General features: G+C 40.0%; 16 protein-coding genes. 15 read left to right on the forward strand and 1 reads right to left on the reverse strand.

What is annotated here, in order from left to right:
- The first annotated feature begins 34 nt into the window (after positions 1-34).
- From fliL to flhB, 8 genes are read left to right on the forward strand one after another with little or no spacing between them, the layout of a single operon-like run.
- Positions 35-520 (forward strand): flagellar basal body-associated protein FliL, encoded by a 486-nt coding sequence (gene fliL / locus PVK71_RS01470; RefSeq protein WP_274417310.1) that lies wholly within the window; start codon positions 35-37, stop codon positions 518-520.
- Positions 521-527: 7 nt separating this feature from the next.
- Positions 528-1,562, forward strand: coding sequence for a flagellar motor switch protein FliM (gene fliM, locus PVK71_RS01475; RefSeq protein WP_130048992.1), 1,035 nt, complete (start codon positions 528-530; stop codon positions 1,560-1,562).
- Between the two features lie 21 nt (positions 1,563-1,583).
- Positions 1,584-1,973, forward strand: a complete 390-nt coding sequence (fliN, locus tag PVK71_RS01480) for a flagellar motor switch protein FliN (protein WP_443111682.1) — start codon at positions 1,584-1,586, stop codon at positions 1,971-1,973.
- A gap of 32 nt (positions 1,974-2,005) precedes the next feature.
- Entirely contained in the window at positions 2,006-2,392 is a 387-nt protein-coding gene (fliO, locus tag PVK71_RS01485; protein ID WP_274417554.1) for a flagellar biosynthetic protein FliO, read from the forward strand.
- On the forward strand, positions 2,379-3,248 hold the full coding sequence (gene fliP, locus PVK71_RS01490) for a flagellar type III secretion system pore protein FliP (protein WP_130048994.1): 870 nt from the start codon (positions 2,379-2,381) through the stop codon (positions 3,246-3,248). Before fliO ends, fliP begins: the two co-directional genes overlap by 14 nt.
- A 9-nt stretch (positions 3,249-3,257) precedes the next feature.
- The gene (fliQ, locus tag PVK71_RS01495; RefSeq protein WP_130048995.1) at positions 3,258-3,527 is read left to right on the forward strand and encodes a flagellar biosynthesis protein FliQ; all 270 of its coding nucleotides are present in this window, start codon (positions 3,258-3,260) and stop codon (positions 3,525-3,527) included.
- Between the two features lie 22 nt (positions 3,528-3,549).
- Positions 3,550-4,332, forward strand: coding sequence for a flagellar biosynthetic protein FliR (gene fliR / locus PVK71_RS01500; RefSeq protein WP_274417309.1), 783 nt, complete (start codon positions 3,550-3,552; stop codon positions 4,330-4,332).
- A 30-nt stretch (positions 4,333-4,362) separates the two neighbouring features.
- Positions 4,363-5,493, forward strand: a complete 1,131-nt coding sequence (gene flhB / locus PVK71_RS01505) for a flagellar biosynthesis protein FlhB (protein ID WP_274417308.1) — start codon at positions 4,363-4,365, stop codon at positions 5,491-5,493.
- A gap of 31 nt (positions 5,494-5,524) precedes the next feature.
- Here flhB and PVK71_RS01510 read toward each other — a convergent pair whose 3' ends face one another.
- Positions 5,525-6,202, reverse strand: coding sequence for a flagellar brake protein (locus PVK71_RS01510; RefSeq protein WP_274417307.1), 678 nt, complete (start codon positions 6,200-6,202; stop codon positions 5,525-5,527).
- 263 nt (positions 6,203-6,465) lie between these two features.
- On the opposite strand from PVK71_RS01510, the gene flhA reads away from it, so the two are divergent.
- From flhA to PVK71_RS01545, 7 genes are read left to right on the forward strand one after another with little or no spacing between them, the layout of a single operon-like run.
- Positions 6,466-8,559, forward strand: a complete 2,094-nt coding sequence (flhA, locus tag PVK71_RS01515) for a flagellar biosynthesis protein FlhA (RefSeq protein WP_274417306.1) — start codon at positions 6,466-6,468, stop codon at positions 8,557-8,559.
- A gap of 32 nt (positions 8,560-8,591) precedes the next feature.
- Complete coding sequence (flhF, locus tag PVK71_RS01520) at positions 8,592-10,100, forward strand: flagellar biosynthesis protein FlhF (RefSeq protein WP_274417305.1); 1,509 nt, start codon at positions 8,592-8,594, stop codon at positions 10,098-10,100.
- A complete protein-coding gene (locus tag PVK71_RS01525) occupies positions 10,097-10,987 on the forward strand; it encodes a MinD/ParA family protein (RefSeq protein WP_274417304.1) in 891 nt (296 codons plus the stop codon). The genes flhF and PVK71_RS01525 overlap by 4 nt, the downstream gene beginning before the upstream one ends.
- The gene (locus PVK71_RS01530) at positions 10,980-11,711 is read left to right on the forward strand and encodes an RNA polymerase sigma factor FliA (RefSeq protein ID WP_130044154.1); all 732 of its coding nucleotides are present in this window, start codon (positions 10,980-10,982) and stop codon (positions 11,709-11,711) included. The genes PVK71_RS01525 and PVK71_RS01530 overlap by 8 nt, the downstream gene beginning before the upstream one ends.
- A 48-nt stretch (positions 11,712-11,759) precedes the next feature.
- Positions 11,760-12,128 (forward strand): chemotaxis response regulator CheY, encoded by a 369-nt coding sequence (gene cheY, locus PVK71_RS01535; RefSeq protein ID WP_011262352.1) that lies wholly within the window; start codon positions 11,760-11,762, stop codon positions 12,126-12,128.
- Between the two features lie 33 nt (positions 12,129-12,161).
- The gene (locus PVK71_RS01540) at positions 12,162-12,878 is read left to right on the forward strand and encodes a protein phosphatase CheZ (RefSeq protein ID WP_274417303.1); all 717 of its coding nucleotides are present in this window, start codon (positions 12,162-12,164) and stop codon (positions 12,876-12,878) included.
- Positions 12,879-12,887: 9 nt separating this feature from the next.
- A complete protein-coding gene (locus PVK71_RS01545) occupies positions 12,888-15,083 on the forward strand; it encodes a chemotaxis protein CheA (protein ID WP_274417302.1) in 2,196 nt (731 codons plus the stop codon).
- The last annotated feature ends 4 nt before the right edge of the window (positions 15,084-15,087 follow it).

The raw sequence follows: 15,087 nt of genomic DNA on the forward strand, positions 1-15,087 counted from the left end.
ATAATAATTAACGATTTATCCAAGAGGAAATACAATGGCAAACCAAGGTGATGCACCTAAAAGTAAAAATAAACTGATTATTATCATCACATTGATTGTATTATTGCTTGTGGGTGGCGGTGCTGCTGCTTGGTTCTTCTTAGCTGGAGATTCCAAAGAAGAAGCAACAGAACAAGACATAGCTGCATTAGAAGCTCAAATGCCAGCATTGTACTTAAACTTACCTCAGCCATTTATTTTTAATGTTACAGGCGATAAGCGTGATCGTTTAGTTCAATTAAAAGTGCAAGTGATGATGCGTGGTACTGATAATGAAAGTATTGCACAACAACACACGCCTTTAATTGAAAGTGCTTTATTATCGACTTTCGCTGCCGCAACAGTTGAGCAATTAAGAGAGCCTCGTGGTCGAATCGATTTACGCGAGCAGGCAACACGTGATATTCAAGATGCCTTTACTAAAATTACAGCCAAGCCTGTAGTTGAAAAAGTATTATTTACTGACTTTGTAATGCAATAGGTTCAATGTGACAGATCTATTATCCCAAGATGAAATTGATGCTCTACTCCATGGTGTAGATGACGTAGAAGATGATGTAACGGGTGGTCCTGAAGAAAATATAGGTTCAATGAAGAACTTTGATTTTTCATCACAAGACCGAATCGTTCGTGGTCGAATGCCAACCCTAGAATTGATTAATGAACGTTTTGCTCGTCATATGCGTATTAGCTTATTTAATATGTTGAGAAAAACCGCCGAAGTATCAATTAATGGCGTCTCTATGGTGAAATTTGGTGAGTATCAAAATACACTATATGTTCCAACTAGCTTGAATATGGTGCGTTTTCGTCCATTAAAAGGCACAGCATTAGTCACTATGGAAGCTCGATTAGTTTTCATTTTGGTAGAAAACTTCTTTGGTGGTGATGGTCGTTTCCATGCAAAAATCGAAGGTCGTGAGTTTACTCCAACCGAGCGACGTATCATTCAATTATTACTGAAAGTGATTTTTGAAGATTACAAAGAAGCATGGTCACCTGTAATGGGTGTTGAGTTTGAATACCTTGATTCAGAAGTAAACCCAACAATGGCAAACATTGTTAGTCCAACAGAAGTGATTGTTGTTAGTTCATTCCATATTGAAGTCGATGGCGGCGGTGGTGACTTCCACGTAGTCTTCCCATATTCAATGGTTGAGCCTATCCGTGAATTACTTGATGCGGGTGTTCAAAGTGACAAAATGGACACTGACGTTCGTTGGAGTAAAGCACTGCGTGATGAAATCATGGACGTGCCAGTTGAAATGAAAGTGAATCTTTTAGAGAGTCAAATTTCATTGCGTGACTTAATGGATTTAGAAGCAGGTGATATTATCCCTGTTGAAATGCCAGAAGCCGCCACCGTATTTGTAGAAGAATTACCAACTTACCGCGGTAAAGTAGGTAAATCGAACGATAAATTAGCAGTACAGATCACAGAGAAAATCAAACGCCCAGATATGGTGAAAACGGATTTAGCCTTCCTAGGCAAAGACGTATTGTTTGATCTAGATGAAGAATAAGAATAGAGAAGGTAGTGGATCATGGATTCAAATGAACAACAAATGGCTGACGAATGGGCAGCAGCATTAAGTGAAAGTGCAGAAGGCCAAGCGGTAACCGCACCATTGGAAGACTTAGAAAACAAAACGCCAGAGTTCAATGAAGATGAACGTCGCAAGCTTGATACGATCTTAGATATTCCTGTGACTATTTCTATGGAAGTAGGCCGTTCACATATTAGTATTCGTAACTTACTGCAATTGAACCAAGGTTCAGTCGTTGAACTTGACCGAATTGCAGGTGAATCACTGGATGTTATGGTTAATGGTACTCTTATCGCTCACGGTGAAGTGGTTGTCGTGAATGACAAGTTTGGTATTCGTTTAACAGACGTTATTAGCCAAACTGAGCGTATTAAGAAGCTACGTTAATCAGGAACCAATAGATGAATAAAAGGAAAGGTATGAAACAACTATGGTTATTGGCATTGATACCTTTTCCTTTATTTGCCGCAGATGCACCTAATGTCGATTTAGCGGCGACATTAGGCTCTTTGATTTTTGTTATCGCGCTTATTCTTTTTTTTGCTTGGCTATTAAAGAGAATGCGTTTTCCTGGTGTTACAGGATCTCCTGGTAGCAACATGAGTATTGTTAAGCAATTACCAGTGGGAACAAAAGAAAGAGTCGCAGTGGTTCAAGTTGGAGAAGAGCAGTTCCTTATTGGAATTACCTCTCAAAATATCAATATGCTAAGTAAGCTTGAAAAGCCGTTAGATGTCGGCGAATCGACTTTGACACCATTTTCAACTCAACTAAGCCAACTGATGAAGAAAAATGCTAAAAACTAATTTAATTGCCGCCACTTTGGCGGTTTTTTCACTCTTATTCATGGCATCTTCGGCGTGGGCGGTAGATGACTTAGCAAGCGCTATTCCTGCAACAGCAGCCAGTGCGGAAGGCATGACTGTAACTGCGATGGAAAAGGACAGCGGAGCTTCTAAAACTATCGCTAAAGGCAGCAGTTCTGGTGGTGGTGTGCCTGCATTCACCATGACAACTAATGCTAATGGTGGTGAAGACTATTCTGTTAACCTGCAGATATTAGGGTTAATGACCATGCTAGGCTTTTTGCCTGCCATGGTTATTTTGATGACGTCTTTTACGCGTATAGTGGTGGTCATGTCGATATTACGACAAGCCATGGGTCTACAACAAACGCCATCAAACCAAGTTATCATTGGTATCGCAATGTTTTTAACCTTTTTTATTATGGCTCCAGTCTTTGATAAGGTGAATAACACCGCTATTCAGCCTTATATCAATGAAGAAATTACCGCGCGTGAAGCCTTTGATGTTGCACAAGTACCAATGAAAGAGTTTATGCTGGCGCAAACGCGAGTGAAAGATTTAGAGACATTCGTTAATATGTCTGGAGTAGAGGCGCAAAACCCTGAAGATGTACCTATTACTGTTATTATTCCTGCGTTTATTACCTCAGAATTAAAAACGGCGTTTCAAATCGGTTTCATGCTTTTCTTACCTTTCTTAATTATCGACTTAGTCGTAGCCTCGGTATTAATGGCTATGGGTATGATGATGCTTTCTCCTATGATCGTATCGTTACCCTTTAAACTTATGTTATTTGTACTGGTAGATGGATGGAACTTAATACTTTCGACACTTGCCGGAAGCTTTAGTACATAAGGAGCGAACATGACACCTGAAATGGCCATCGAGCTATTCCGTGGCGCGCTGTACATGGTTCTTATCATGGTATGCGCCATTATTATCCCAAGTTTGCTTATTGGTTTAGTGGTTGCGGTATTCCAAGCTGCGACATCAATCAACGAACAGACCTTGAGTTTTTTACCTCGTTTGATTGTCACCTTACTAGCGTTAATGCTATTTGGTCACTGGATGACTCGAATGTTAATGGAATACTTTTACGAATTGATTGCTCGAATGCCAACAGTTCTTTATTAATCTAAATTAACATTACTGACTTATGGAATATCCAACCCAGATAGTATTAGATTTTATTGCTGCATATTTTTGGCCTTATACTCGCATTTCAGCCATGTTAATGGTGATGTCAGTATTCGGGGCTCGATTTGTATCGCCTAGAATTCGGCTCTATCTTGGGTTAACGATTACTTTTGCGGTTATGCCTGCCATTCCAGCCATGCCCCCCGAAATTCAGTTAATGTCTTTTCAAGGTTTTATGACGACAGCAGAGCAGATTATTATTGGCGTTGCTATGGGGATGGTCACAGTGTTTGTTACTCAAACTTTTGTTCTTCTTGGGCAAATTTTGGGTATGCAGTCGAGTTTAGGTTTTGCTTCAATGGTTGACCCTGCAAATGGTCAAAATACACCATTACTTGGCCAGCTATTTATGTTTCTATCGATACTGTTTTTCTTAGGAACTGATGGTCATTTAAAAATGATTAACTTTGTCGTGATGAGTTTCTCTACGTTACCAGTTGGCGTCGGAAAATTGACAAGTGTCGATTATCAATCAATGGCAGGTTGGCTTGGCATCATGATGAAAGCTGGGTTGAGTATGTCTTTATCTGGCATTATTGCCTTACTTACGGTCAACCTTTCTTTTGGTGTAATGACGCGTGCTGCACCACAGCTAAATATATTCTCATTAGGTTTTGCTTTTGCATTATTAGTCGGTTTATTACTGACGTCATATATCATTCTTGGTTTATTCACTCACTATGATTTGCACTGGGGTCGTGCCGAAGCGCAAATATGTAGCATGATAAGGTTGGATTGCTAATGGCCAAATTAAGAATCGTGGAGGTCAGCTATGGCTGAAAGTGACGGTCAAGAACGTACCGAAGACGCCACGGCCAAACGCTTGCAACAAGCCAAAGACAAAGGGCAGGTTGCAAGGTCAAAAGAGCTCGCTTCAGTCTCTGTTTTGGTGTGTGGTTCGGTTGCATTAATGTGGTTTGGTGAAGGCGTTGCCAAAGCACTCTTTTCAATTATGGAACGTTTCTTTTCTATTTCTAGAGAAGAGATTTATGACACTAATAAATTACTTGAAATCGTAGGTGGTGGATTAGTCGCATTAACTTTCCCAGTTCTGCTTATACTTGTCACATTATTTGTTGCGGCCTTAATTGGAGCAGCGGGTCTTGGTGGTATTAGTTTTTCAGCAGAAGCGGCAATGCCAAAACCTTCTAAAATGAACCCGATGTCAGGCATTAAGCGAATGTTTGGCATGCAAAGTTGGGTTGAGCTTTTAAAATCAATATTAAAAGTATCTTTAGTTAGTGGGATGGCTTTTTATCTGATTAATCAAAGTAAAGCAGATTTATTTCAGCTTAGCCTTGATACGTATCCTGCAAATATTTTTCATTCCCTTGATATCTTGCTGAACTTTATTTTATTGATCAGCTGTACCTTATTAATTGTGGTCGCGATTGATATTCCGTTTCAAATTTGGCAACACGCAAATCAGTTGAAAATGACCAAGCAAGAAATTAAAGATGAATATAAAGAGACAGAAGGTAAGCCTGAAGTTAAAGGTCGTATTCGTATGCTTCAGCGAGAGATGACACAACGACGAATGATGGCAGATGTCCCCTCAGCCGATGTCATCGTTACTAACCCAGAGCACTATTCAGTGGCATTGCGCTATGATCAAAGCAAAGATGCTGCTCCTATTGTTGTCGCTAAAGGGGTCGATCACATCGCAATGAAAATTCGAGAAATCGCAAGAGAGCACAATATTGATATTTTGCCAGCGCCACCATTGGCTCGTGCTTTATATCATTCAACAGAGTTAGAACAACAAATCCCTGATGGTCTATTTGCCGCCGTTGCTCAAATCTTAGCGTATATATTCCAGATGAAGCAATATAAGAAGAAAGGTGGAACTAAACCTGAACTCGATGAAAATACACTGACGATCCCAGACGAGTTGAAAAAGTAGCGAATAGTAATTCGATTAGCCTTTCTTTTGGCTAGTCTATACTCCAATTTTTAAGAATAGATTGATGATGAAGCGTCTGTATGCTTGATTCATCAATACTATTCGAATCAAACATGATCCCAATTTTTGATTGTTTTTCTTTTGGGTCTACATTTTTAATAATGCCTGAAACTGTAATCGAACTAACTCCACCAAGCTCTATCGCGACAGAGACCTCTTGATTTAAGATATTACTCGGGTTCAGTTTTGCGGGTAATAAAATAGCACAACCGCCAGCTGAAAAATCGGTCATTATGCCAGTTAGGTTATGACTTCCCACTGCTAAATTACATGAAAACTTAGTCTCAAGACGCTGATGAGTACGGATCTGTCGCATGGAAATACTGCTAGGAGTATGAAGACAAATCATCTCCATAGGGCGGTAAATCACAGAATGGATTTGTGTGCGAAATGCAATAACATCACGATGCGTAGTATTGGTGATCGCCCTAAACGTAACTTCAGCCCCCTCTAGATAAATTTTATTAAACTCTAAAGGCGGTGCTATTGGGTATTCAAGAAAAACATACTGACCTTTTTTAAAGCCAATTAATGTAGATTGAACTTGAGCAGATTGACCGTTTGGGCAAGTAACCTCAAGGATCACTCTGCCTCCAATATCCATTTTATTAAGCACATTTTGGTCTGTACTAAGCGATACATCAGTCATATAAACACCAAGTAAGTAAAGAAGGCTACGATTATACAAAGGAAGAAGTAAGTTGCAATAATGATTGATATTTTTCCTTAATAATTAAGTGCTTAATTTAAAAGTAACCATCATTTTTTAACTCGTCAGAAAAGATAATAAGTAAAGCCAAAAAAGTGACATTAATTTGGCTCGAAACTTGCTTTATTGGGAGGGTCATCCTGTTATCCGTTATTTATTATTGATAATGATCCAATAATAAAGTGAGTAAAGAAGCCGAAGTAATGAAATTTCAAATGCCACTCCCGAACAAGCTGTCTGCCTTGCAAGGTAAAACATTACCAGCTGTAGGTGCACCGATTTTAGTGCTATCTACGCTAGCAATGGTGATCTTACCCATTCCGGCGTTCTTACTTGATTTAATGTTTACTTTTAATATCGCATTAGCAATGGTGGTGTTACTGGTTACTATCTATTCACGTAGACCTCTTGATTTTGCTGCTTTTCCTACCATTCTTTTGGTATCAACATTACTACGTTTAGCCCTGAACGTTGCATCAACGCGAGTTGTACTTCTGCATGGTCATGAAGGTCCTGGTGCAGCAGGTCATGTAATCGATGCGTTTGGTAACGTGGTTATCGGTGGTAACTATGCCGTAGGTTTGATTGTTTTCATTATCTTAATGATCATTAACTTTATGGTTGTAACCAAAGGTGCGGGACGTATTGCTGAAGTAAGTGCTCGTTTTACCTTGGATGCATTGCCAGGTAAACAAATGGCGATAGATGCGGATTTGAATGCTGGATTAATCGACCAAGAGCAAGCAAGAACACGTCGTTTTGAAGTAACCAAAGAAGCTGATTTTTACGGTTCAATGGACGGTGCGTCTAAATTCGTAAAAGGGGATGCCATTGCTGGTATTCTTATTCTATTTATTAATATCATCGGTGGTCTTGCTATTGGTATGAGCCAATTTGGTCTCGGTTTTGGTGAAGCAATCCAAATCTATACCTTGTTAACCATTGGTGATGGTCTAGTTGCTCAGATCCCATCGTTACTCTTATCTATTGGTGCGGCGATAATGGTTACTCGTCAAAACACAGATGAAGATATGGGAGAACAATTAGTATTCCAACTTGTTGATAATCCAAAGGCGCTAATGGTAACCGCTGGTATTATGTTTGTGATGGGTATTGTGCCTGGGATGCCCCATTTCCCATTTATTCTACTTGCGTTAATGACGGGTGCTTGGGCGTATTATCTGAATAAGCAGAAAGAAAAAGAGGGTGATGATAAAAAAGCAGCTCCGCCAATGGAGATATCATCATCACAACCAAAAGAACTGTCGTGGGATGATGTTCAACCCGTTGATGTCATCGGACTTGAAGTGGGTTATCGTTTAATACCAATGGTAGACAAAGAACAAGGTGGTGAGTTACTTGATCGCGTGAAAGGGGTCCGTAAGAAACTATCACAAGATTTTGGCTTCTTGGTTCCTGCTGTACATATTCGTGATAACTTAGAATTACCACCAAATGTATACCGAATTACATTAATGGGTGTCGCAGGTGGTGAGGCTGAAATTCGTCCAGATAAAGAACTCGCGATTAACCCGGGACAAGTTTATGGGTCGATTGAAGGGGAACCAACGTTTGATCCTGCTTTTGGTTTAGAGGCGGTATGGATTAACGGTGAGCAAAGAGAGCATGCCCAAGCTTTAGGCTATACTGTAGTGGATGCAGCAACAGTATTGGCAACACACTTAAGCCAATTACTGACAAACAATGCAGCGCAATTACTTGGCCATGAAGAAGTTCAGAATCTGTTAGAGCTACTTTCACAAAGCTCTCCTAAACTAGTAGAGGGCTTAGTTCCAGATCAACTACCATTAGGTGCCGTTGTTAAAGTGCTTCAAAACTTATTAAATGAAGCGATTCCAGTGCGTGATATTCGTACTATAGTTCAAACATTGTCGGAATACGCGCCAAAAAGTCAAGAACCTGACATTTTGACGGCGGCTGTTCGAATAGCGCTAAAACGATTAATTGTTCAAGAAATCAATGGTATAGAGGCTGAAATGCCTGTAATAACATTAATTCCTGAATTGGAACAAATATTGCATCAAACAATGCAGGCATCAGGTGGCGAGACCACAGGTATTGAACCAGGCCTAGCTGAACGTTTACAAGCCTCTTTAACTTTAGCAACTCAGGAGCAAGAGTTAAAAGGTGAGGCTGCAGTCTTATTGACTTCTGGCGTATTACGTTCAACGTTGGCTAAGTTTGTTAAGAATACGATTCCTAACTTACGTGTGCTTTCTTATCAAGAAATTCCAGATGAGAAGCAAATTAGAATTGTTCAAGCTGTTGGTAACTAATCGCGTCGACTTATTAGCGCAGGAATACGATATTGAAAATTAAACGATTTTTCGCAAAAGACATGCGTTCAGCTCTAGTTCAAGTAAAAGAAGAACTAGGCGTAGATGCAGTCATTATGTCAAATAAAAAAGTAACCGGCGGTATTGAAATCGTAGCCGCGATTGATCCGAGTGCATCATCATATTCAGCACCAGCTCCTGCACCTCGTCAAATTGCAGAAGATAAAGTGAATGTAGGCAAGGGGTCGATGACACGACGTTTTGCAAACATGATTAAACAATACGGTTCAAATGGTGACTCAGCTAATGTTGAGCCAGTAAAAGCAGAGAGAGAAGAAGATAGCTTAGCTGCATTATTGAAACGTCAGTCGAAGTTTCAAGGGCAAGCTCAACCTCAGCCTCAATCATCAAATACGAATTCTCATTCATATGGTTCATTGAATAGATCTTCAGCAAAACTTGATACATCAGAGATGACTCGTGCGATTCAAAATAATCCAAAGTTAGCGCACCTTATTTCAGATGATCCTATAAAAGGTCAAGAAGACCGAGTGCAACCTCGATTAGACCCTTCTCGTTATGAAAAAGGCCGCCGTTCATCAAATGAATCAAATGAAGATTTAGAACATATGCGCTCAGAAATGTCGTCTATTCGTCGCCTTTTAGAACATCAAGTATCAGGCTTAATGTGGCAAGAAGTTGAACGACGTGAACCATTACGCGCAATGTTAATTAAACGTTTAGAAAAAATGGGTTTATCGGCAGAGCTTGCAGATCAATTAGCTTGTTATATACCAGAAAATACGCCACCAAAAGACGCATGGTCAGCACTATTAAAATTATTGGCTGAGCAAATCCCTACAGCAAAAGTAGATACGTTATCTCGTGGTGGAATTGTGGCACTTCTTGGGCCAACAGGTGTTGGTAAAACAACCACTATTGCCAAATTAGCAGCAAGAGCAGCTATGGAGTATGGACCTGACCAAGTTGCTTTAGTTACGACTGATACTTTCCGTATTGGTGCTCAAGAACAGCTGGCGATTTATGGTCGTATCATGGGTTGCCCTGTACGTATCGCAAAAGATGCTGATGAATTAGCATCAGTACTATATCAATTACGTAATCGTCGTTTAGTGTTAGTTGATACGGCTGGTATGGGACAACGAGATGTACGATTAACAGAACAACTTGATACGTTAATGGAAAATAGTGGTTCACAAATCAGCAGCTATTTAGTGATGCCAGCGACGTCACAGCGCCAAGTACTGCAAGAGACCATTGATCACTTCAAACGCATCCCATTATCGGGTTGTATTTTAAGTAAGATTGATGAATCACTAAGTTTGGGTGAATTAATCAGCGTAACAATAGAAAATGGTTTACCAATAGCTTACATTGCAAATGGACAACGTGTACCTGAAGATATTGTTTTAGCTCAACCTAAATACTTAGTAGCAAAAGCAAATGAATTACTAGAAAAATCGACGGAAAAGGACCCTCATTTCTGGAATAGCGACATGCCAGAGGCAGACAACTTATGATTGATAATAATATATACGATCAGGCTAGTGGATTACGACGACTGACTCAACCGACACTAACAAAAGTAGTAGCGGTAACAGGAGGTAAAGGCGGCGTAGGTAAAACAAATGTAACACTAAATTTAGCGTTATCACTTGCTCAACAGGGAAAGAAAGTGATGGTGTTGGATGGCGATTTAGGCTTAGCTAATATTGATATTATGCTAGGTATTCGCACAAATAAAAATTTAGGTCATGTCTTAGATGGTGAGTGTGAGTTAGCAGATATTATTGTTGAAGGCCCATACGGTGTAAAACTTATTCCTGCTACTTCTGGTTCTAAATCGATGGCAGAGCTTAGTCCTGCGCAACATGCAGGTCTTATTCGTGCTTTTAGTAGTTTAGAAGATGATATTGACGTACTTTTAATTGATACTGCAGCTGGTATATCAGATATGGTAACGAGCTTCTCGCGTGCAGCACAAGATGTACTTGTGGTTGTTTGCGATGAGCCGACCTCTATTACCGATGCTTATGCTCTTATTAAACTATTGAGTCGTGAACATAACGTACAGCGCTTTAAAGTAGTTGCGAATATGGTAAGAAGTTACCGTGAAGGTCGCGAACTGTTTGCTAAATTAACGCTGGTAACCGATCGTTTTTTATCTGCAAATATGGAACTGGTTGCTTGTATACCGCTTGATGAAAAAGTCAGATTATCTGTTAGAAAACAGAAGGTCGTTGTTGATGCCTATCCTCGCTCTCCTGCTGCACTAGCGATGAAATCGCTAGCAAATAAAGTGGTGACTTGGCCAGTACCAAAAGCGCCAAGTGGTCATTTAGAATTTTTTGTTGAGAAATTACTACGAACTGAAAAGAAAAGTGAAATCGAGGACGATTATGTCTGATGGCTTAACTTACGATCATAAAGGTAATGTGAATAGTCAGAAGGCGTTTATAGAGCGCTATTCTGACTTAGTAAAACGCATTGCTCACCACTTAATGGCAAGATTGCCAGCAAGCGTGTTAGTGGATGACCTTATTCAGGCTGGTATGATTGGTCTGTTAGAGGCACAGCAAAATTATGACGGCAGCAAAGGCGCAAGTTTTGAAACTTACGCTGGGATCCGAATTCGAGGCTCTATGTTGGATGAAATCCGACGTGGTGACTGGGTTCCTCGCTCTGTTCATAAAAATAGTCGGATGATAAATTCAGCAATTAAAGAGCTTGAAGCTAAACTTTCTCGTGATCCGACCGATAAAGAGATAGCAGAACATCTAGAATTACCCTTAGATCAGTATTATCAGATACTTAATGATGTAAATTGCGGTAAACTAGTCGGCATGGAAGATTTAGGCGTTTCGGATGATGTCATCACAACAGAAGAACAAGCTGATGATAATATTCCATTTCAAGGTGTTGCTGACGAACACTTCAGAGTTGCTCTGGTGGAAGCGATTAAAACACTTCCAGAAAGAGAAGCTCTGGTTTTATCTCTTTATTACGATGAAGAGTTAAACCTAAAAGAAATTGGTGCAGTTATTGGTGTTAGCGAGTCTCGCGTCAGCCAAATACACAGTCAATCAATGCAACGACTACGGGCCAAGTTATCGACTTGGACAGTAGAATAATTAAATCCCGTTACTTTGCCCTCACTGGAGGCGATTTTGAATAAAAACATGAAGATCCTTATTGTTGACGACTTCTCAACAATGCGCCGTATTGTAAAAAACTTATTACGTGACCTAGGTTTTAATAACACCCAAGAAGCAGATGATGGTTTAACAGCATTACCACTACTTAAAAAAGGTGGTTTTGACTTTGTTGTAACCGATTGGAACATGCCAGGAATGCAAGGGATCGACTTGCTAAAAACGATTCGTGCCGATGACGAATTAAAACATTTACCAGTATTAATGATCACTGCTGAAGCAAAACGTGAGCAGATTATTGAAGCCGCTCAAGCTGGTGTAAATGGATACATTGTTAAGCCATTTACGGCTGCAACATTAAAAGAAAAATTAGACAAAATTTTTGAACGTTTATAAGTAAATGTTGCGCGGTAAAGGATTAGCAATAAGATGATTTCATTAACTGATGCCAAAGAGCTTGTTGCTTTATTAGAAGCAGGCAAGCAAGAAGAAGCGGATCAAATCGTTGCTTCATTAGCGCTTGCTAGTGAACCTTTGATGCTTCAAGAGATTGGTTCTTTAACTCGTGATCTTCATGAGTCATTAAAGAATTTTAAGCTTGATCACCGAGTTGTTGCTATCACTAATGATGAGATCCCAGATGCACGTGATCGTTTGCAATATGTGATTGATAAGACTGAAATGGCAGCCAATAAAACAATGGATGCTGTTGACCGTTCATTTCCTATTGCTGACGAGTTGCATGAAGGGCTACTTCAAGTACGTCCTCAATGGAATAGCTTAATGAAAGGCAGAATTGAGCTGACTCAATTCAAAACGTTATGTCACAATATTGATGGTCTACTTACTCAAGTTGAAGGGAATAGCTCAGAACTACGTAATGAGCTGACTAACATCTTGATGGCGCAAGATTTTCAAGACCTTACCGGTCAAATTATTAAACGAGTAATTACGTTAGTTCAAGAAGTTGAAGACCGATTGGTTGATATTTTGACTTTGTTTAAAGTAGAAGAGCGACTTGGTGAACAAGACGAACTTAATAAACCTTCTCAAGCTGAAGGTCCTATTTTAAACCCACATGAACGTGAAGATGCTGTTGCATCTCAAGATGACGTTGATGACCTATTAGCCAGTCTAGGATTTTAGAGGAACATTATGAGCTTTGAAATGGATGAAGACATCCTGCAAGATTTCTTAATTGAAGCAGGAGAAATTCTTGAGCTACTTTCTGAACAATTAGTTGAATTAGAACAACGTCCAGATGATTCTGATTTATTAAATGCTATTTTCCGTGGTTTCCATACTGTAAAAGGGGGCGCTGGCTTCCTTTCATTAACAGAACTCGTTGATGCATGTCATGGTGCTGAAAATGTGTTCGATATTCTTAGAACGGGTAAGCGTAAAGTTACTTCTGATCTAATGGACACCATTTTAGAAACTCTTGATAGCGTAAACGTAATGTTCAGCGCAGTTCAAAATGGTGAAACAGTAGAACCTGCTGAACAGCGATTATTGGATCTGCTTCATCATTTAAGCAAACCTGCAACTGAAGATGAAATAGCTGCTGCAACAATAGAAGTTGCGGCTCCAGTTGTCGAAGCTGTTATTCCTCAAGAACCTGTTGTTGAAAGCAATATTCATGATTCGGTAGATGATATTACTGAAGATGAATTTGAAAAATTATTAGATGAATTGCATGGCAAAGGTGCAGCACCATCAAGTACTTCTTCAGCTTCGGCAGCACCAGCACCAGTGATTCCGGCAATGAATACTGCAGCTGATGGAGACATTACTGATGATGAATTTGAACGTCTACTTGATGAGCTTCATGGTTCGGGTAAAAGTCCAACCAATTCAACGACAGCACCAACACCAGTAGCGCCAACTACTAATACTCAATCTGTTGATGAAGTATTGGCTGGTGATGCTGATCTTATGAGTGATGACGAGTTTGAAAAACTGTTAGATCAACTGCATGGTTCAGGTAAAGGACCAACAGATGAAGAACTTGATCAAGCAGTAAAACCAGCGGCAGCAATGGCTCCTTCGACTCCTGCACCTGTAGTTCAAGAAGCTCCAACGCAAACGACTGCACCTGCACCAACAAGAACTCAAGCTCCAGCTCCAGAAGCAAAACCTGTAGCAAAAGCACCTGCTAAACCACAGTCTAAGCCTCAAGCGGAAAGCACAGTTCGTGTTGATACATCAACGCTTGATAACATCATGAATATGGTGGGTGAGTTAGTTCTTGTTCGTAACCGTTTAGTAAGTTTAGGTTTGAATAGCAATGACGAAGAGATGTCAAAAGCAGTTTCAAACCTTGATGTTGTTACTGCTGATATTCAAGGCGCAGTAATGAAAACTCGTATGCAACCGATCAAGAAAGTATTTGGTCGTTTCCCACGAGTTGTACGTGATTTAGCGCGCACACTGAAAAAAGACATCGTACTAGAGATGCGCGGTGAAGAAACAGATTTAGATAAAAACTTGGTTGAAGCGCTTGCTGATCCACTGATTCACTTAGTGCGTAACTCTGTGGACCATGGTATTGAAATGCCTGATGTACGTGAGAAATCAGGTAAAGAACGTACAGGTAAAGTGATTTTATCTGCCTCCCAAGAAGGTGATCACATTCTACTTAGCATCATTGATGATGGTGGTGGTATGGATGCAGATAAGCTTCGTGGTATCGCGGTAAATCGTGGTCTAATGGATAACGATGCAGCATCACGCTTAACCAATAAAGAGTGTTATAACTTAATTTTTGCACCAGGCTTTTCTACTAAGACTGAGATCTCAGATATCTCTGGTCGTGGTGTCGGCATGGACGTTGTGAAAACAGCGATTAATCAGCTAAATGGTTCAATCGATATCGACTCAAATATGGGTGAAGGCACTAAAATTGTTATTAAAGTGCCACTAACGTTAGCAATATTACCGACCTTAATGGTTGGCGTTGCTAATCAACCATTTGCCTTGCCATTAGCAAGTGTGAATGAGATTTTCCATCTTGATCTATCGAAAACAAACATGGTTGATGGCCAATTAACGACAATTGTCCGTGAAAAGTCGATTCCATTATTCTACTTACAAGATTGGTTAGTTCCTGGTTCTCGTCAAACAGAACGTCAAGGATTAGGCCATGTTGTTATTATTCAATTAGGTGCTCAACGAGTTGGTTTTGTTGTAGATACCTTAATTGGTCAAGAAGAAGTCGTTATTAAGCCGCTTGATGAATTATTGCAAGGCACGCCAGGAATGGCGGGCGCAACCATTACTTCTGATGGTCATATTGCATTGATCCTTGATGTTCCAAATTTGCTTAAGCGTTACGCTGTTCGCATGCGTTAATGCA

The organism is Aliivibrio sp. S4MY1 (assembly GCF_028765545.1).
Lineage (GTDB): Bacteria > Pseudomonadota > Gammaproteobacteria > Enterobacterales > Vibrionaceae > Aliivibrio.